The 19,117-nt window shown below is 62.6% G+C and carries 17 protein-coding genes and 1 pseudogene; 10 read left to right on the top strand and 8 right to left on the bottom strand.

Features of this window, described 5'->3' with window-relative positions; genetic code table 11:
• Positions 1–37: 37 nt before the first annotated feature.
• The 7 genes from R8871_RS20780 (at position 38) to panB (ending at position 6,370) form a co-directional block, all read left to right on the top strand.
• On the top strand, positions 38–1,114 hold the full coding sequence (locus R8871_RS20780) for an AI-2E family transporter (RefSeq protein WP_175052145.1): 1,077 nt from the start codon (positions 38–40) through the stop codon (positions 1,112–1,114).
• 105 nt (positions 1,115–1,219) lie between these two features.
• Entirely contained in the window at positions 1,220–1,978 is a 759-nt protein-coding gene (hda, locus tag R8871_RS20775) for a DnaA regulatory inactivator Hda (RefSeq protein ID WP_175052144.1), read from the top strand.
• Positions 1,979–1,984: 6 nt separating this feature from the next.
• The gene (locus tag R8871_RS20770; protein ID WP_175052143.1) at positions 1,985–2,671 is read left to right on the top strand and encodes a histidinol-phosphatase; all 687 of its coding nucleotides are present in this window, start codon (positions 1,985–1,987) and stop codon (positions 2,669–2,671) included.
• Positions 2,668–4,245 (top strand): polynucleotide adenylyltransferase PcnB, encoded by a 1,578-nt coding sequence (pcnB, locus tag R8871_RS20765; protein WP_175052142.1) that lies wholly within the window; start codon positions 2,668–2,670, stop codon positions 4,243–4,245. Before R8871_RS20770 ends, pcnB begins: the two co-directional genes overlap by 4 nt.
• A gap of 48 nt (positions 4,246–4,293) precedes the next feature.
• The gene (gene folK / locus R8871_RS20760) at positions 4,294–4,842 is read left to right on the top strand and encodes a 2-amino-4-hydroxy-6-hydroxymethyldihydropteridine diphosphokinase (protein WP_175052141.1); all 549 of its coding nucleotides are present in this window, start codon (positions 4,294–4,296) and stop codon (positions 4,840–4,842) included.
• A complete protein-coding gene (locus tag R8871_RS20755; protein WP_093644653.1) occupies positions 4,839–5,519 on the top strand; it encodes a deoxynucleoside kinase in 681 nt (226 codons plus the stop codon). Before folK ends, R8871_RS20755 begins: the two co-directional genes overlap by 4 nt.
• A 35-nt stretch (positions 5,520–5,554) precedes the next feature.
• On the top strand, positions 5,555–6,370 hold the full coding sequence (panB, locus tag R8871_RS20750) for a 3-methyl-2-oxobutanoate hydroxymethyltransferase (RefSeq protein WP_175052140.1): 816 nt from the start codon (positions 5,555–5,557) through the stop codon (positions 6,368–6,370).
• A gap of 363 nt (positions 6,371–6,733) precedes the next feature.
• Here panB and pabB read toward each other — a convergent pair whose 3' ends face one another.
• The 5 genes and pseudogenes from pabB to grpE form a co-directional block, all read right to left on the bottom strand.
• Positions 6,734–8,614, bottom strand: a complete 1,881-nt coding sequence (pabB, locus tag R8871_RS20745; protein ID WP_175052139.1) for an aminodeoxychorismate synthase component I — start codon at positions 8,612–8,614, stop codon at positions 6,734–6,736.
• A 24-nt stretch (positions 8,615–8,638) separates the two neighbouring features.
• Positions 8,639–9,781, bottom strand: a complete 1,143-nt coding sequence (gene dnaJ / locus R8871_RS20740) for a molecular chaperone DnaJ (RefSeq protein WP_175052138.1) — start codon at positions 9,779–9,781, stop codon at positions 8,639–8,641.
• Between the two features lie 266 nt (positions 9,782–10,047).
• A complete protein-coding gene (gene dnaK, locus R8871_RS20735; RefSeq protein ID WP_175052137.1) occupies positions 10,048–12,003 on the bottom strand; it encodes a molecular chaperone DnaK in 1,956 nt (651 codons plus the stop codon).
• A 153-nt stretch (positions 12,004–12,156) separates the two neighbouring features.
• Positions 12,157–12,339 (bottom strand): annotated as a pseudogene (locus R8871_RS38485) (thioredoxin family protein); the annotation flags it as partial.
• A 104-nt stretch (positions 12,340–12,443) separates the two neighbouring features.
• Complete coding sequence (grpE, locus tag R8871_RS20730) at positions 12,444–13,028, bottom strand: nucleotide exchange factor GrpE (RefSeq protein WP_175052136.1); 585 nt, start codon at positions 13,026–13,028, stop codon at positions 12,444–12,446.
• Between the two features lie 378 nt (positions 13,029–13,406).
• On the opposite strand from grpE, the gene R8871_RS20725 reads away from it, so the two are divergent.
• On the top strand, positions 13,407–13,568 hold the full coding sequence (locus tag R8871_RS20725) for a hypothetical protein (RefSeq protein WP_012431795.1): 162 nt from the start codon (positions 13,407–13,409) through the stop codon (positions 13,566–13,568).
• On the opposite strand, the gene R8871_RS20720 is transcribed toward R8871_RS20725, so the two are convergent.
• The 3 genes from R8871_RS20720 to hrcA all read right to left on the bottom strand — a co-directional run bounded on the left by R8871_RS20720 (position 13,540) and on the right by hrcA (position 16,222).
• A complete protein-coding gene (locus R8871_RS20720) occupies positions 13,540–13,947 on the bottom strand; it encodes an RNA-binding S4 domain-containing protein (protein ID WP_175052135.1) in 408 nt (135 codons plus the stop codon). The two genes, R8871_RS20725 and R8871_RS20720, sit on opposite strands and share 29 nt — an antisense overlap.
• Positions 13,948–13,955: 8 nt before the next feature.
• Entirely contained in the window at positions 13,956–15,026 is a 1,071-nt protein-coding gene (gene hemH / locus R8871_RS20715) for a ferrochelatase (RefSeq protein ID WP_154565839.1), read from the bottom strand.
• Between the two features lie 176 nt (positions 15,027–15,202).
• The gene (gene hrcA, locus R8871_RS20710; RefSeq protein ID WP_054040981.1) at positions 15,203–16,222 is read right to left on the bottom strand and encodes a heat-inducible transcriptional repressor HrcA; all 1,020 of its coding nucleotides are present in this window, start codon (positions 16,220–16,222) and stop codon (positions 15,203–15,205) included.
• Between the two features lie 213 nt (positions 16,223–16,435).
• Here hrcA and R8871_RS20705 point away from each other — a divergent pair, with 213 nt between their 5' ends.
• Both R8871_RS20705 and recN read left to right on the top strand, forming a co-directional pair.
• Positions 16,436–17,338 carry an NAD kinase gene (locus tag R8871_RS20705; protein ID WP_175052134.1) on the top strand — a complete coding sequence of 301 codons (903 nt, stop codon included), beginning with the start codon at positions 16,436–16,438 and terminating at the stop codon, positions 17,336–17,338.
• 92 nt (positions 17,339–17,430) lie between these two features.
• Positions 17,431–19,101: a DNA repair protein RecN gene (recN, locus tag R8871_RS20700; protein WP_175052133.1), complete on the top strand. Its 1,671-nt coding sequence runs from the start codon at positions 17,431–17,433 to the stop codon at positions 19,099–19,101.
• Positions 19,102–19,117: the final 16 nt, after the last annotated feature.

Below are 19,117 nucleotides of genomic sequence, written 5' to 3'. Positions count from 1 at the left end.
TGAATCCTCCGGTCACGACGACACCAGGGAAATAACTTTGCAACAGAACTCCTCGATCCTGACGCCTGTGCAGCGCCGCGCCTTTATCTGGCTGGCGATCGCGCTGGGCGTCGGCATTCTGCTCTGGCTACTGAGCCCGGTCCTCACGCCGTTCCTGCTCGGCGCCATTCTCGCGTACATTCTGCAACCGGGCGTAGCGTGGATGGTGCGCCGGCGCGTGCCGCGCGGACTCGCCGCCTTGCTGATGATGCTGGTCTTCTCCTTGATGATGACGTTGCTCGTGCTGCTGGTGCTGGCCGTCATCCAGAAAGAAGGGCCGCAACTGAAACAGCAGGTGCCCGTGCTGTTCACCCACGTAAGCGCCTGGCTGCAACCCAAGCTTGCGCTGCTGGGCCTCGCCGACTCGCTCGATTTCGCCAGCATCCGCGATCTCGTGATGGGCCAGCTCGAAGGCAGCGCGCAGCAGGTCGCGCTGTATGTATGGACCTCCGTTCGCACCAGCGGCAACGTGATGATGACGGTGGTCGGCAACCTCGTGATGGTGCCGCTCGTGCTGTTTTATCTGCTGTATGACTGGAACCGCATGCTCGCTCGCATGCAGATCGTGGTGCCGCGCCGCTGGCTCGACAAGACGCTGCAACTCGCGCGCGACATGGACCAGATGCTGTCGCAATACCTGCGCGGCCAGCTGCTCGTAATGGGTGTGCTCGCGGTCTATTATGCGATTGCGCTGACCATCGCCGGCTTCGAGATCGCGCTGCCGGTGGGTATTTTCACGGGCCTCGCCGTGTTCATCCCCTACATCGGTTTTGCAACCGGTCTCGCGCTGGCGCTGCTCGCGGCGCTGCTACAGTTCGGCGACTGGTACGGCTTCGGCGCGGTCGCGCTGATTTACGGCGTCGGCCAGATCGTGGAGAGCTTTTATCTCACGCCGCGCCTCGTCGGCGAACGGATCGGTCTGCACCCCCTCGCGGTCATCTTCGCGTTGCTCGCGTTCGGTCAACTGTTCGGATTTTTCGGCGTGTTGCTGGCGTTGCCGGTCAGCGCCATTCTGTCGGTAGCCATGCGCGAGTTGCGTCAAAGCTATCTGACGAGCACGCTTTACAATAACTGAGTCACTGACTGCTCATTGACTGCTCATTGACTGTTCACGGACGTTTTAGGGCCCGAAATCCGGGCCGTTTGCGGCCTTAAGCCTCATTTTCGGCATTAACCTACTGTGCTTCGTCAACTGACGCTCGATCTCGGCACCCCGCCACCATCGACATTCGACAATTTCTTCGCCGGCGCCAACGCCGAGCTGGTCACGCGGCTGCGCGAGCTCGACAACGCGCTCGCGGCCGGGCCAGTGGCCGATCGCACCTTCTATGTATGGGGCGAAGCCGGCAGCGGCCGCACGCATCTGTTGCAGGCGCTGGTCCACGAAGCGCCGCCGGGTCATGCACGTTTTGCCGGTCCGCAGAGCAGCCTCGCCGCTTTCACGTTCGACCCGCGCGTCGCGCTGTATGCGATCGACGATTGCGACGGCCTCTCGGCGGCGCAGCAGATCGCCGTGTTCAACCTGTTCAACGAAGTGCGCGCACACCCCACCAGCGCGCTGGTCGCCGCGGGCAATGCGCCGCCGATCGGCATGACCGTGCGCGAGGATCTGCGCACCCGTCTCGGCTGGGGCCTCGTGTTTCACCTCGCACCGCTGCCGGACGAGGGCAAGGCCGCGGTGCTCAAACACGCGGCGCGCGAGCGCGGCATCATGCTCGCCGACGACGTCCCCGCCTACCTGCTCACGCATTTTCGCCGCGATATGCCGAGCCTGATGGCCCTGCTCGACGCGCTCGACCGCTTCTCGCTCGAACAGAAACGCGCGGTTACACTGCCGCTCCTGCGCACCATGCTGGCCTCGCCCGACGCCGACGATCGGCGAGGGGCGCCCCCTTCATCCGCCTCATCCGCGTCCCCGCCGCCGCTTCAAGTAAAATAGGCCCCCATGGCTAACCTCGCACTCTTCGACCTCGACCACACCCTCATTCCCACCGATAGCGACCACGAATGGGGCCGCTTCATGGTGAAACAAGGCATGGTCGACGCCGAAAACTTCGCTCGTGAAAACGACCGCTTTTTCGCCGACTACAAAGCCGGCAAGCTCGACATTCACGCTTATCTGATCGCCATGCTCACGCCGCTCGCGAAATACACGCGCGCACAGCTTGCCGAACTTCACGCGCAGTACATGCATGAAGTGATCAAGCCGGCGATCTTTCCGGTCGCGTTGGAACTGGTCAGGGAGCACCGTGAAGCCGGCGATCTCTGCTGCGTGGTCACCGCAACCAACGAATTCATCACCCGCCCGATCGCGCAGGCGTTCGGGGTCGACGCGCTGATTGCCTGCGAAGCGGAAACCGTCGACGGCCAGCCGCATTCGCCGTACACCGGCCGCCCCACCGGCACGCCGAGCTACAAGGAAGGCAAGATCGTCCGTACCGAGGCGTGGCTGGCATCGCTCGGCAAGACCTGGAGCGACTTCGAGCACAGCTATTTCTATAGCGACTCGCACAACGACATCCCCCTGCTCGACAAGGTCACCGATCCGATCGCGACCAATCCCGACGACACATTGCGCGCCCATGCGCAGGCCAAAGGCTGGCGCATCCTCGAACTCTTTCAACCCTCGTGATCAAAAAACTTATCCGCAAGCTATTCGGCCAGGACCCGGCGCCCGCTGACGACACCCCGCCCGCCGAAGCAGACGAAGCCGGCGAGGCGCCGGCACGCAATGCGTCCAGCGCTACCAAAGCGCGCCGCAAACCGGCGCGCCCTGCCGCCAGAACCGTGCGGGATCCCGACGTGCCGGTCATCATTCCGCACGACGTGCATGGCATCGATCAGTCGCTAATCTCGAGGAACGCGATTCGCGTCACCGAGGGTCTGCAGGAAGCGGGGCATCGCGCGTTTATCGTCGGCGGTGCGGTGCGCGATCTGCTGCTCGGCATCAAGCCGAAAGACTTTGACGTCGCAACCGACGCCACGCCCGAACAGGTGCAGAAACTGTTCCGCCGCGCGCGCATCATCGGCCGCCGGTTTCAGATCGTGCATGTGCAGTTCGGCCAGGAAATCATCGAAACCTCCACGTTCCGCGCGCTGGTCGATCCGCCCGCAGCCGACGCCGCGCCGCCGCGCCGCCTGAAACGCGACGAGCTCGACCGCCGCACGCACGCCGTGGACGCCAGCGGCCGCGTGCTGCGCGACAACGTCTGGGGCGAGCAGCACGAAGACGCCACGCGCCGCGACTTCACGATCAACGCGATGTACTACGATCCGGCCACGCAAACCGTGCTGGATTATCACAACGGCATGGCCGACATGCGCGCACGTCTGTTGCGCATGATCGGCGACCCGGCCACGCGTTATCGCGAGGACCCGGTGCGCATGCTGCGTGTGGTGCGTTTTGCCGCCAAGCTCGAGTTCGAGATCGAAGACACGACCCGCGCACCGATCGCCAAAATGGCCGATCTGATCAACAACGTGCCGGCCGCGCGTCTGTTCGACGAGATGCTCAAGCTGATGCTGTCGGGCCATGCGCTTGCCTGTTTGAAACGTCTGCGCCAGGAAGGCCTGCATCACGGTTTGTTGCCGCTGCTCGACGTGGTGCTGGAGCAGCCGATCGGCGAGAAATTCATCACGCTCGCGCTAAGCAACACGGACGCCCGCGTGCGTGCCGGCAAGCCCGTTTCACCCGGCTTCCTGTTCGCCACGCTGCTGTGGCACGACGTGCAGACGCGCTGGCAGCAATTTGAAGCAAACGGTGAATATCCGGTGCCGGCCCTGCATCGCGCGATGGACGAAGTTCTCGACATGCAAACCGAGAAACTCGCGATCCACAAGCGCTTTTCGTCGGATATGCGCGAGATCTGGGGGCTGCAGCTGCGCCTCGAGAAACGCTCGGGAAGAAGCGCGCTGAAGCTGCTGGAACACCAAAGATTTAGAGCGGGGTATGATTTCCTCCTGTTGCGCTGCGAATCGGGCGAACTCGATGAGTCGGTCGGAGCGTGGTGGACGGAGTTCATCGAAGGAGACGTCGCTGCGCGTGAGACTTTGCTCACGCAAGGCGGGAAGGACCGAAGCCCCAGAAAACGACGGCGGCGCAGCAGTGGCGCCAGGAACCGCAAACCGGGCGACGGAATGGAGGGCGGCACGCAAGCCGAACGCACAGCCAGCGATGCAGGTCATGACGGCCCGCACGAAGACTGACACAGCGTTGGCTGTTGCCGTCGAACGATAGTTGCAGGAAGTTATGCCATGACGGTTGCCTATCTCGGCCTCGGCGCGAATCTCGGGGACGCGCGCCAGACCCTGAAAGACGCGGTGGTGTGCCTGGCACAACAGCACACCATCTCCGTGCTCGCGAAGTCGAGCCTGTATCGCACTGCCCCGATCGACGCGGGCGGTGACGACTATTTCAACTGTGTCGTGAAGGTCGACACGACGCTCCCCGTGCGGCATCTGCTAGCGCTATGCCACAAGATCGAGCATCAGTTCGGCCGTGAACGGCCGTTTCGCAATGCCCCGCGCACGCTCGATCTGGACATCCTGCTATACGGCGATCAATCGATCGACGAAGCCGATCTGATCGTGCCGCATCCACGTTTGATCGAACGCGCCTTTGCACTCGTGCCGCTCGTCGAGATCGACCCAACGCTGATCATTCCGCAACACGGCCGGGCCGAGGCGCTGCTGGGCCGCGTAAGCGATCAACGCATCGAAAAGGTGAAGGGGCCGTGCCAGTGTCCGATGCTAAATGCATTGACCGCCGACGCTGCCGCCGGTGACAAAGGCCGTTGCGAATGAATTCGCCGCCACTCACCGTCACCGCACCACAACTACGACCGCCCTTCGGCTATCTCGCGATCGAAGGGCCGATCGGCGTCGGCAAGACCTCGCTTGCGCGGCGGCTCGCCCAGCGCTGGTCGATGCAGGAACTGTTCGAGCGTCCGCAGGACAATCCCTTTCTCGAACGCTTTTATCGCGACACCACGCGCTATGCGCTGCCCACGCAATTGCACTTCGCCTTGCAGCGCGCGCAGCAGGCCCAGGAAGTGGCGGCCGCGCACGTGGCGGGCACCCCGCTGATCGCCGATTTCATGACGCAGAAGAACGACATCTTCGCGCGTCTGACACTGCAGGAAGACGAGTGGCAGCTTTATCGCGCCCTCGCCGCGCGAATCGACGTGAGCGCGCCAGCGCCCGATTTCGTGGTCTACCTGCAAGCCAGTCCTGAAGTGCTGTTCGCACGCATCCAGAAACGCGCCGTACCGATGGAATTGCAGATTTCCGACGCATATCTGCACGCGCTCTGTGACGCCTACAACGAGTTTTTCTACCACTACGACCGCACGCCCGTGCTGACGGTCAACGCTGAACACCTGAATCCGCTCGACTCGGACGCGGACCTTGCGCTACTCGCCGAACGCATCGAAACCATGCGCGGCCGCAAGGAATTCTTTGTCAAAGGCACGTCGCTTTAAGCGGCGCGCCGCTCTTCTTTCCAACGGATTTCCCCATGACCTATTTGCAGGAAGCGAGCCGGAGCGCCATCACCGTGCCGAAACTGCAGGCAATGCGCGACGCTGGTGAAAAGATCGCCATGCTGACCTGTTACGACGCGAGCTTCGCCGCGCTGCTGGATCGCTCGGGCGTCGACGTGCTGTTGATCGGCGACTCGCTCGGCAATGTGCTGCAAGGCCAGACCACCACGCTGCCGGTCACGCTCAGCGAAATCGCGTATCACACGGCGAGCGTCGCGCGGACGCGGCCCTCGGCGCTGGTCGTTGCCGACCTGCCGTTCGGCACATACGGTACGCCGGAAGACGCCTTCAGGAGCTCCGTGGAACTCATGCGCGCCGGTGCACAGATGGTGAAACTCGAGGGCGGTGAGTGGCTCGCGGACACAGTGCGCTTTCTGGTCGAACGGTCGATTCCGGTGTGTGCGCACGTCGGCCTGACGCCGCAATCAGTGCATGCGTTTGGCGGTTTCAAGGTGCAGGGCAAGACCGACGCCGGCGCAAGCCAGGTACTGCGCGACTCGCTCGCCGTGCAGAATGCGGGCGCTCAATTGATCGTGATCGAAGCGATTCCGACGCTGCTCGGGAGCGAAGTCACCAAGCAATTGCGGATTCCGACGATCGGGATCGGCGCGGGTCTGGATTGCTCAGGTCAGGTGCTGGTGCTGCACGACATGCTAGGAATTTTCCCAGGTAAGCGGCCGCGCTTTGTAAAAGATTTCATGCAGGGGCAGCCCAGCATCCAGGCTGCCGTGGAAGCCTACGTGCGCGCCGTGAAGGACGGTTCGTTCCCAGGGCCGGAGCATACATTCTGAATAACGCCGAAAACGTATAGGACTATTCGGGCAGATTCGCGCCCGTTTTGAGATCGGTCCGATATCGCTCGAAAACCCGGTCGTCTATCTTCGTCTTCTTGTTAATGCGGCGCTGCCGCGAGCCGAAGAGAGATGACCATGAGCCCCTTTTGCCTGATCGACGTAGCGGGAATCCGCGACCACGCCACCGCACCGCGTGACGTGCGGGAATCGAATTGGCGCGCACGCCTGTCCGGATGGGTGATGCGCGTGCTACATGTTCGCCAGAGTTAAGCTGGCGCAGGGGCTCGTGGCGGTCAAAGGCGACGGCGCGACTGGCTTTAAGTCTCAGCTGCCGGCCCTTCTCAGGTAGCCATCCCTGCCTTAGCCCAGCACGCGCGCCTTTACCGCGCCTCGCAGTGCGTTGCACACCAGAAGCGCTTCGGCATTCTGCACATCGACTCGAGTCAGCACACGTTCAGCGGCGCGAAGGCCGGCATCCTCCAGCAGCACACCTCGCATGATTCCGGGCAGCACGCCCGACTCTAATGGCGGCGTCCACCACCGTCCCGCCAGCTTCACAAACACGTTCGACCGGCCGCCTTCGGTCAACTCGCCGCGCTCGTTGAAAAACAGCGTGTCGAAAGCCCCCTTCGCTTCGGCTTCGCGCCAACCGCGATCGTATTCGGCGCGGCGGGTAGTTTTGTGTTGCAGCAGCGGATCGTTGGCGTCCGTCACGGGGAAATTGTGATCCGGCCCGAGCAGCACGCCGACCGTCGCGTCGGCTAGCGGCGTCAGCACTGCTGCTGTTATTTGTACCACGCCGTTTTTGCTCAACGCGAGGCGCATGCGGTGCGGCGTTTGCGTTGGCAACGCCGCACATTTCCCCGCGATTTGCGCGCGAATTTCGTTTTCGTCGTCGAGTTTGAAACCCAGCGTCGCGGCGCTCGCCGAGAGTCGCGCGAGATGGCGCGACAGATGCCGCACGCCCTCTTCCCGCGTCGCGTACATCGTTTCGAAGAGCTCGAAACCCGGCTCGGCGCCGGTCAGAAAGCTGGCCTTCAATTGGCACTCCGCATATTCGTCGGCGGCGACGCTGTCGAGCACGATGCCTGCGCCGACACCCATCTCGCCTTGCAGTTCGCTCGGCTGTGTGGTCGGAGTTAAGGTCAACGTGCGGATCGCGACGGACAGGCAGAAGTCACCGCATGCGTTTTCGCTTGTGGTGGCATCGAGCCAGCCGATCGCGCCGGTATAGAGGCCACGCGGCGTGCTTTCGAGCGCCTCGATCAACTGCATCGTACGATGCTTCGGCGCACCGGTGATCGAGCCGCATGGAAACAGCGCACGCATGATGCCAGCGAACGACGTGCTGCCGCGCAACGTCGCATGCACCGTCGACGTCATCTGCCAGACCGACGCATACGGCTCGACCGAAAACAGCGCCGGCACACTGACCGAACCCGTCTGCGCCACCCGCGACAGATCGTTGCGCAACAGGTCGACGATCATTACGTTTTCGGCGCGATTCTTCGGGTCGTTCGCGAGGAAATCGGCGGCGCCGCGATCCGCGACAGGATCTTCCGAGCGTGGCGCCGTGCCTTTCATCGGACGGGCGCGCAGCATAGCGCCTTCCTTCTCGATGAACAGCTCCGGCGAGCACGATAGCACCCAGTTGCCGCCCGATAACGCGATCAGCGCACCGTACGGAACCGGCTGACGAGCCCGCAACCGCCGATAAAGCGCGGTCGGCGAGCCGAATACATCGAAACCAAGCCGGTACGTGTAGTTGACCTGATAGGAATCGCCCGCACGCAGGGCGGCATGGATCGCCTCGATTGCTTCGTTGAATTGCTTTGGATCGACGCTCGCGCGCACATTCGCCGTGCCCGCCACCGACGCCTCGGCTGCTCCGCCGTCGCGCGCCATGAGCCACGCGTCAACCTCGCCGCGCGACAGTTTCTCGCAACGTTCGAACAATAAAAAACGCAGCGTGGCATCGCCACGCTGCGTTTTTTTCAATGCCTGGTGAGGAAGGCCGCCGTCGAGAAGATGCCGGCCAAACTCATAGTCGGCGAGCACGACGGCATGCAAACCACGCCGTGTGTCCGCGGCTACGGTCTCGCACACGGCTTCGAGTTGCGCGGCGTCCGCGCAAACCCGTTCATGCACAAAACCCGTGTACAGACGACTCGAACGGCGCGCCGCCGTCGCGTCGCAATCGTCGAGCAACGCGAACACTGCGTCGCGCTCATCTGCCGTCATGCTTACCGCCACATCAAACCGCTATTAATCGAAGAAGCTCTTCACCCGATCGAACCAGCTCTTGCTCTGCGGGCTATGCCGTGCACCGCCTTCCACGAGGGCCTTCTCGAATTGCTGAAGCAACTCGCGCTGCGACTCGGTGAGCTTGACCGGCGTTTCGACTTGCACATGCACGTAAAGATCGCCGGCGATGCTCGAACGCAGCCCCTTGATCCCCTTGCCACGCAGACGGAACGTCTTGCCCGACTGCGTACCTTCCGGCACCGTGAAGCTTGCGCGGCCCGCGAGGGTCGGCACTTCGATTTCGCCGCCGAGTGCCGCCGTGGTAAACGGAATCGGCATCTGGCAATGCAGGTCGTCGCCGTCGCGCTCGAACACCGAGTGCTGCTTGATGTGAATCTCGACGTACAGATCGCCCGACGGACCGCCATTGATACCCGGCTCACCGTTGCCGGCTGAGCGGATACGCATGCCGTCGTCGATACCTGCCGGTATCTTCACTTCCAGCGTCTTGGTTTCCTTCACCTTGCCCGCGCCGTGGCAATGTCCGCACGGTTCAGGGATATAGGTGCCGGTGCCGTGACACTTCGGGCAGGTCTGCTGGATGCTGAAAAAGCCCTGCGACATCCGCACCGAACCCGAACCGCTACAGGTCGGGCAAGTCTCCGGCTTGGTGCCGGGCTTCGCGCCCGAGCCGTGACAGATTTCACACGACACCCAGCTCGGCACGCGAATCTGCGTGTCGTAGCCATGCGCGGCCTGTTCCAGCGTGATTTCCATGCTGTAGCGCAGATCGGCGCCGCGATACACCTGCGGGCCTGCGCGGCCGCCACCGCCGCGTGCGGCACCGCCGGCCGCCTGGCCGAAGATGTCGCCGAAAATATCGCCGAATGCATCGGCAAAACCGCCGAAGCCCTGCGCACCCGCGCCGCCCATGTTCGGATCGACGCCCGCGTGGCCGTACTGGTCGTACGCGGCACGCTTTTGCGAGTCCGACAGCATTTCATAGGCTTCCTTCACCTCTTTGAAATGCTCTTCCGCATCCTTGTTGCCGGGATTGCGGTCGGGGTGGTGCTTCATCGCAAGCTTGCGATAAGCCTTCTTGATTTCGTCGTCGCTCGCGTTCTTTGCGACGCCCAGAACCTCGTAGTAATCCCGTTTCGCCATATCGGTTCAACGCCACTCGCGCAATGCGACGCGGTGGCTCCTCTTGAATGCTGGAGTCTTGCGACTCGTCCGGCCGCCGTTCACGCCGTTTTTACGCGGCTCAAACAACGCCCTCCATAAAACAAATGTGCCCGGAGAGCCCAAAAAGGCTCACCAGGCGCGATAACCGCTTTGCAGGTTCATGCACCCAGACGGGAGCAAACCGTTTTGCAGCCAGGCCGCACACATCGCTGTGTGCGGCTTTACGGTCAGATTGCGACCCGGCTTTAGTCCTTCTTCACTTCCTTGAACTCGGCGTCGACCACGTCGTCCTGCTGCTGGTGGCTCGCGCCGCCCGCCGATGCGCCCGCACCTGCCGCGCCCGCTGCCGCAGCTTCGGCACCTTGCGCAGCCTGCATGTCGGCGTACATCTTCTCGCCCATCTTCTGCGAGGCCGTGGCCACCACTTCGATCTTGGCTTCGATCGCTGCCTTGTCGCTCGAACCGCTCTTCAGCGTTTCTTCGAGGTCCTTCAGCGCGGTTTCGATCGCTTCCTTCTCAGCGGCTTCCAGCTTGTCGCCGTATTCGGTGAGCGCCTTCTTCGTGCTGTGGACCAGCGCGTCGCCCTGGTTGCGGGCATCGGCCAGCTCACGCAGCTTGTGATCTTCTTCCGCGTTCGCTTCGGCGTCCTTCACCATCTTCTCGATTTCGGCTTCGGACAGACCCGAGTTCGCCTTGATCGTGATGCGGTTTTCCTTGCCGGTCGCCTTGTCTTTCGCGCCGACGTGCAGAATGCCGTTCGCGTCGATGTCGAAGCTCACTTCGATCTGCGGCGTGCCGCGCGGTGCCGGCGGAATGCCTTCGAGGTTGAACTCGCCGAGCAGCTTGTTGCCCGCTGCCATTTCGCGTTCGCCCTGGAACACCTTGATCGTCACGGCGCCCTGATTGTCATCAGCCGTCGAGTAGACCTGTGCGTGCTTGGTCGGGATCGTGGTGTTCTTGTTGATCATCTTCGTCATCACGCCGCCGAGCGTTTCGATGCCGAGCGACAACGGGGTCACGTCGAGCAGCAGAACGTCCGTGCGGTCGCCCGACAGAACCTGGCCTTGAATCGCGGCGCCAACGGCGACAGCTTCGTCCGGGTTCACGTCACGACGCGGATCCTTGCCGAAGAACTCCTTAACCTTTTCCTGCACCTTCGGCATGCGGGTCATACCGCCGACCAGAATCACGTCGTCGATTTCGCCGACCTTCACGCCTGCATCCTTGATCGCCATGCGGCACGGTTCGATCGTGCGTTCGATCAGCTCTTCAACCAGCGCTTCCAGCTTGGCGCGCGTGATCTTCAGGTTCAAGTGCTTCGGACCCGACGCGTCGGCCGTGATGTACGGCAGGTTGATTTCGGTTTGCTGGCTCGACGACAGTTCGATCTTCGCCTTTTCAGCCGATTCCTTCAGGCGTTGCAGCGCGAGCACGTCTTTCGACAGATCGACGCCTTGTTCCTTCTTGAACTCGCCGATGATGTAATCGATGATGCGTTGGTCGAAGTCTTCACCGCCGAGGAACGTATCGCCGTTCGTGGACAGCACTTCGAACTGCATTTCGCCGTCGACGTCAGCGATTTCGATGATCGAGACGTCAAACGTACCGCCGCCCAGGTCATACACCGCGATCTTGCGGTCGCCCTTTTCGGCCTTGTCCAGACCGAATGCCAAAGCGGCTGCGGTCGGTTCGTTGATGATCCGCTTGACTTCCAGACCGGCGATGCGGCCTGCGTCTTTGGTTGCCTGACGCTGGCTGTCGTTGAAGTACGCGGGAACCGTAATCACCGCTTCGGTGACCGGCTCGCCGAGATAATCTTCAGCGGTCTTCTTCATCTTGCGCAGCGTTTCCGCGGAGATTTGCGGCGGTGCGAGCTTCTGGTCGCGCACTTCGATCCATGCGTCGCCATTATCGGCTTTCATGATCTTGTACGGCATCAGAGCGATGTCTTTCTGCACTTCCTTTTCTTCGAAGCGGCGGCCAATCAGGCGCTTAACCGCGTACAGCGTGTTCTTCGGGTTCGTGACCGACTGACGCTTCGCAGGCGCGCCGACGAGAATCTCGCCGTCTTCCATGTAAGCGATGATCGACGGCGTGGTGCGCGCACCTTCCGAGTTCTCGATCACCTTGACCGAATTGCCTTCCATGATCGCCACGCACGAGTTGGTCGTGCCGAGGTCGATACCGATGATTTTGCCCATTTTTACTAATCTCCTGACTTTGATCGCTGCGGGAATCGCCGTTTTTGCCCATCTGGCGGTACGGCGATCCGCTCTGAATTCCTACCTGCACTCAACATAAGTGCGTCCGCATCGTTTTCAAGACCTCTTTTACGATGCGGTCTTTAATTTTTTTCAATCGGTCGAACTTTTGCCGCTTTTTCCACCCTTTGCCGTGCTACCGACCACATTGGCCGCGCGGATCTTGCCCCGCGCGACCGCGACCGCCGCTTCGAACCGCCCGAGACCGTGCCAGCCGGTTGGCCGGACGAGCCGCTTGCCTCGGTAAAAGAACAACCATGTGGGCACGCTGTGAAGCATGACCACAGGGCGTCGACGGGAATGTTGGCCATGACGGCGCCTGTCAGGCGGACCGGCTGATAAACGGCTTCTGCTGCGGCCCGTGCCGCAGCTTGGGCTGCTTACTTCGGCGCCGCGACAGTCACGAGAGCCGGACGCAGCACGCGGTCGGCGATCACGAAGCCTTTTTGCAGCACAGCAACGACGGTGTTCGGTTCCTGATCGGCCGGCACCATCGAAATAGCCTGGTGGCGGTGCGGGTCGAACTTCTCGCCAACCGGGTTCAAGGCGACGACGCGGCCCTTCTCCAGCGCGCCGGAGAGCTGCCGCAGCGTGAGCTCGACGCCTTCGCGGACCTTTTGCAGGTCGTCGGACGAGTGGGCAACCGCTGCTTCAAGGCTGTCGACCACCGGCAGCAAATGCTCAGCAAAGCTTTCGATCGCGAACTTGTGGGCCTTGGCGACATCTTCCTGGGCGCGGCGGCGCACGTTCTCAGTCTCCGCCTTCGCCCGCAGGAAGTTTTCCTGCATCTCGGCAAGCTTCGCTTCGGCTTCGGCCAACGCGGCTTCGGCGCCGGTTGCCGGCGCGTCAGACGCTGCGTTTGCAGCCGCGTCCTGCTGGGGTGCCGCAGCCTCGGCGGCCTGGCGCGCGGTTTCGTCGGCGGGCGTGGGATTCTGGCTCGTCGGGTTCTCTTGCGTGTTTTCCATGTCGCTGAAAGTCGTTAAAAAGTTAAAGCTATCGGTGGCGGCAACGCGTCAAAAGCTGTCGCAATTTGTGCGTTGCAAAATTGCGACAGACAACTTGGTACGTTAACGCGTATCGAAACGCCAGATGGGGCCGGAAAGACCCAATTCAAGCGCCTCTCCCGGAACTTTTCACACCGCGGACGTGCGGCAGAAATGCCCGGTTACAACCATTATTGCGTCGCAATCAGATTGAGATTGAGTGCGCGCAACAAGTGGCCTATGCTCCACTAAAGCATCGGAAAAGACACGTTAACCCTAATCTAACGTAAGCCTTACCGATAATTTTCAATTCCACCTGATTCGCCTGTTTCCGTCCTGAATCTTCCCAAGGGGAGTACCGTGAAACTGACCTTTGCAATATCGGTGGTCGCATTGGTACTGATCGCGGGCACCACGACCATCTGCATGTCCGGGGCCGTCAACGATCACACCACCGAGTACGGCGGTGTGCACGCGACGATGGAACAACTGTTCAATCCCCACCTGAAAGTTTGTCGATAGTGCGCCGGTCGCGCTTGGTCGGCCTGCCGTGCAAAGCGGCGGCCGGTTCGCGGTATGTCTTGCGCCGCTCCTGCTCGACCTGCCGCTTCACCTTGCTCTCTTCCGTTTCCGCATAAAGCGTCTGCGCGACGCTGGCCGGGCCGCGTACGTCGCATACGCCCAGCACTTCCACCTGCCAGACAATCCGCTCGATTTCGATCTCGACCAGGTCGCCTACACGCACATCCTTGGCCGGTTTGACACTCGCGCCGCCGATACGCACATGCGCTTTTTCGACGGCATCCGCCGCGAGCGAGCGGGTCTTGAAGAAGCGCGCCGCCCAAAGCCATTTGTCGATGCGCAGCTTCGCGCCCGGTTCGGTTGAAATCCTGTAATTCATGAGCCTGCTTAAGCCCCGGTCGTGTGCGGCACCGGCACCGCTTGTACGGGCCAGCCCTGCAGATTCTGCGCGACGATTTCGCCAAGCGCCGCGATCCACGGCTGCGAGGCGTTCAGGCAGGGAATCCGATGAAACTCCTTACCGCCCGCCTGCAGGAACTCGTCGCGCACTTCCATGCCGATTTCCTCAATCGTTTCAAGGCAGTCGGCGGTAAAACCCGGACAGAACACGTCGGCACGCCGCACGCCCGCCGAGCCCAATTCCTTCAGCGTGGGCGCGGTGTACGGCTGCAGCCACTCGGCCTTGCCGAAGCGCGACTGAAACGTGACGCGGCATTCGACCTGCGTCAATCCCAACGCCTGAGTCAACAATGCGCCGGTCTGCTGACATTGCTCGTGGTACGGATCGCCGAGATCCATCGTGCGTTTGGGCACGCCGTGAAAACTCAGCACCAGCTTGTCGCCCGCCGCGAAATCCGGCCGGCCGTGCTGATGCCAGTAGTGGTGCACCTGAGCGGCGAGCGCAGCAATATACGCCGGATGATCCGCGTACTGCCGCACCGTGCGGATTTCCGGCTGATTGCGCATACGCTTCAAGGCCGAAAAGGCGTCGTCGAAAGCAGTGGCCGTGGTCGACGACGAGTATTGCGGATACATGGGCATCAGCAGCACGCGCTCGGCGCCCGCCAGCTTGAGCTGGTTCAGCATGGCCGGAATGCCGGGCGTGCCGTAGCGCATCGCGTAGTCGACCAGCACCGTGTAGTCGTTCAATTGCAGCAGGTGGCGCAAACCCTCCACCTGCTTCTCTGTGAAGACACGCAGCGGCGAGCCTTCCGGCATCCACACAGCCGCGTACTTCTTCGCTGATGCGGGGCTCCGGAACGGCAAAATCAACACGCGCAGGATCACCTGCCAGAGCAGCGCCGGAATTTCGACCACGCGAGGATCGGACAGAAACTGCGCAAGATAGCGCCGGACCGCACGCGGCGTCGGTGCGTCGGGCGTGCCGAGGTTAATCAGCAACACGGCGACACGGTGTGACGTAGCGTTCTGTGATGGCCGCTCGAGGTCGAAGCGCATAGGCAGCAGGAATAACCGCTTTGGGCGGAGAGTCGGTTCAGATGGATTTCATTATAGCGGCGCGGTCCATTGCGCGGTCCGCCAGGGACCCCTGGCCATTCGGCCAATTGGCAAGCCGCGCGCCGTCGCGCATCATTTGCAGCATGAGATGTGCAGCAGCCAGCGATGACCGCGGGTTACTGCTGGCTGAGCGTAAGAGAAAGCAGCCGCGCGGTAATGTCCACGATTGGGATCACGCGGTTGTAGGCCATGCGGGTCGGCCCGATCACGCCGAGCGTGCCGACGATCTTGCCGTTCACCTCATAAGGCGCGGTGACGACGCTCATTTCCTCGATCGGCACGAGATTCGACTCGCCGCCAATGAAAATCTGCACGCCCGCGGCGTGACTCGACACGTCGAGCAACTGAAGGAGACTGGTCTTTTGGTCGAATACATCGAACAGCTTGCGCAAACGCGCCATGTCCGACGAAAGGTCGGCGACTTCGAGCAGGTTGCGCTCGCCGGAAATCAGCACGGTCTCGCCGGTGTCGGATTCGTCCGTGCTGGCCGTGACCGCGGCGTGCATCAGCGTGGTCATGTCGCCGCGCAATTCGTCGATTTCTTCGCGCAGGCGGCGGCGCACATCGTCGAACGAGAGGCCCGCGAAGTGCGCGTTGATGTAATTGGAGGCTTCCACCAGCTGCGACGGCGAAAAGTCGCGCTGGGTCGCCATGATGCGGTTCTGCACGTCGCCCTCGGGCGTCACGATGATCAGCAGGATGCGCTTGTCCGACAGGCGCATGAATTCGATCTGCTTGAACACGTGGCTGCGGCGCGGCGTGAGCACCACGCCGGCGAACTGCGACAGATTGGACAGCACGCTGGCCGCCGCGGCGACGACTTTCTGCGGTTCGCCCGCCTGCAGCGTAGTCTTGACGATACGCATCACCGCTTCTTCGTCCGCAGCGGATTCCACCGTCAGCATGGTATCGACGAACAGCCGGTAGCCGCGCGGCGTCGGGATCCGGCCCGCCGACGTATGCGGACTGATTACGAGCCCCAGGTCCTCGAGATCGGACATCACGTTGCGGATCGTTGCCGGGCTCAGTTCGAGGCCGGAATAGCGTGACAACGTGCGCGAGCCGACCGGCTGACCTTCGGCGATGTAGCGCTCGATCAGCGTTTTGAGGAGGGTTTGTGCGCGTGGATCTAGCATGACGGAAAATTTTAGCTCAATGATGCGGCTACAGCGAGCGCTAACGGCGCCAACCCTTGACTATCGCGCCGCCGGTTGGCGGGGCGACGCATGTCATCAAGGCTTCACCATTCTAACGATAATCGTCCAATGCGCTGGCGGCCCGTTTGCGCAGGCCCGTCACCGGGTCTGTCTGCGGTTCTTTTCAGGCCCTACCTATGGTGTAATGCCGGCATGCAAGTGACCAGCCAGTTCAAGACCGTCGCGCTCGTCGGGCGCAACAATACGCCGGGCATCGGCGAGCCGCTGACCACGCTCGCCTCGTGCATCGCGAAGCGCGGCTTCGAGGTCGTATTCGAAGCCGACACCGCCGCCGAAATCGGCGTCACCGACTACCCGGCGCTGCGTCCCGCCGAGATCGGCGCGCGCGCCGACGTTGCTGTGGTGCTAGGCGGCGACGGCACGATGCTAGGCATTGGCCGTCAACTTGCGCCCTACCGCACGCCGCTGATCGGCATCAACCACGGCAGGCTCGGCTTCATTACCGACATTCCGATCTCCGACATGCGCGAGATCGTGCCGCAAATGCTCTCGGGCAACTTCGAGCGCGAAGAGCGCATGCTGCTCGAAGCGCGCATCATGCGCGACGGCACCCCGATCTATCACGCCCTTGCCTTCAACGACGTGGTGGTCAACCGCAGCGGCTTCTCGGGGATGGCGGAACTGCATGTCTCGGTGGACGGGCGCTTCATGTACAACCAGCGCTCGGATGGCCTGATCGTCGCCACGCCCACGGGTTCGACCGCCTACGCGTTGTCTTCGCAGGGGCCGATCCTGCATCCGCAATTGCAAGGCATCGTGCTGGTGCCGATCGCGCCGCACGCGTTGTCGAACCGGCCAATCGTGCTGCCGGACGACTCGAAGGTGAGCATCCAGATTGTCTCGGGCCGCGAAGTGAACGTCAATTTCGACATGCAGTCGTTCACGTCACTGGAATTGGGCGACACGATCGAAGTGCGCCGCTCGCGTCATACGGTGCCGATGCTGCACCCGGTCGGCTACAGCCATTTCGCGACGCTGCGCAAGAAACTGCATTGGAACGAATACCCGTCGCACGAAGAAGATACCAAGCCCTGAGCGGCCCGAATGCCGGATCGCCGGATCGCCGGGCCAACGGAACACGAACGCCGCTGCCGAACCCTGAATCTCAAGCTCACCAGACGACCTCCATGCTTCGCCACCTCTCGATACGCGACTTCGTCATCGTCGCCGCGCTCGACCTCGAATTCGACAGCGGCTTTACCGTTTTCTCAGGCGAAACAGGCGCCGGCAAGTCGATCCTGATCGACGCGCTGGCCTTGGCGCTCGGCGCCCGCGCCGATGCGAACGTGGTGCGCACCGGCGAGAGCCGTGCCGACATCACCGCGGAGTTCGAGACACATACGCAAGTCGAGCAATGGCTCGACGAGCAGGCGCTCGGCACGACCGGCGACGACGGCCATCACGGCGGCACCGTCATGCTGCGTCGCGTGGTGGACGCGAACGGCCGCTCGCGCGCGTTTATCAACGGCACGGCGGCGACTCTAGCCCAGTTGCGCGAAGTCGGCGAGATGCTGGTGGATATTCACGGGCAGCACGCGCACCAGTTGCTGATGCGTCCGGACGCGCAGCGCGAACTGTTCGACACCCACGCCGGCCTCACGGAAACCGCGGTAGCCGTCACGCGTGCATGGCGGTCGTGGCGCGACAAGGTTCAGGCCATCGAGCATGCGCAAACGCGCGACCGCGAGCTGCAACTGGAGCGCGAGCGTCTCGCCTGGCAGCTCACCGAGCTGGACAAACTTTCACCGCAACCGGGCGAATGGGAAGAGGTCAACACCGAGCACCGGCGCCTGTCGCACTCGGCCAATCTGATCGACGGCGTTCAAGGGGCGCTCGGCGCGCTGTCCGAATCGGATGAAGCGATGATCACGCACCTCGCCTCGATCGTGTCGAAAGTGCGCGACCTTGCCGAGATCGACCCTGCGCTCAACGACGTGCTGGCGGCGCTGGAACCGGCCGAGATCCAGTTGCAGGAAGCGGCCTATTCGCTCAGCCATTACGCGCAAAAGCTCGAACTGGATCCCGACCGGCTTGCCCAGGTCGAAAAGCGTCTCGACGCGCTGCACTCGGCCGCACGCAAATTCCGCCTGCAACCCGAGACCCTGCCTGAAGAACACGAAGCGCGTCGAGCGCAGCTTGCCGCGCTCGACGCCGCCGCCGATCTCGACAGCCTCCACGCGGCCGAAGCCAAAGCCAAAGAAGCCTTCCTCGCCGAAGCGAAAAAACTGTCGAAGGCGCGCGCCAAGGCCGGCAAAGCCCTGGGCGCAGCCGTGACCACCGGCATGCAGGAACTGTCGATGAAAGGCGGCAGTTTCGAAGTGGCGCTGGTGCCGTTGCCGGAAGGTGGCGCGCACGGGCTCGAGCAGGTCGAATTTCGCGTCGCCGGTCATGCCGGCGTGCCGCTGCGGCCGCTCGCGAAGGTCGCCTCAGGCGGGGAACTGGCGCGGATCAGTCTCGCCCTTGCGGTCATTGCGAGCGCCGCAAGCCCGACACCAACCCTGATCTTCGACGAAGTGGATACGGGAATCGGCGGCGGCGTCGCCGAAGTGGTCGGGCGGTTGCTGCATCAACTGGGGCAGGCGCGTCAGGTGCTGTGCGTCACGCACTTGCCGCAAGTCGCCGCGCGCGGTGACCACCATTTCCAGGTGGCGAAGTCGGGCAACGGCAAAGGCGGCACGGTCAGCAGCGTGACGTCGCTTGACCGCGCGAGCCGCGTCGAAGAGGTCGCGCGGATGCTCGGCGGGTTGGAGATCACCGCGACTACCCGCAAGCATGCGAAGGAAATGTTGGCGGCGTAGGAGCACTGGCTGGGAA

The sequence above is a fragment of the Paraburkholderia sediminicola genome, from assembly GCF_902859805.1.
In the GTDB taxonomy this organism is placed as follows: Bacteria; Pseudomonadota; Gammaproteobacteria; order Burkholderiales; family Burkholderiaceae; genus Paraburkholderia; species Paraburkholderia sediminicola.
This window is presented reverse-complemented; position numbering and strand designations above follow the sequence as displayed.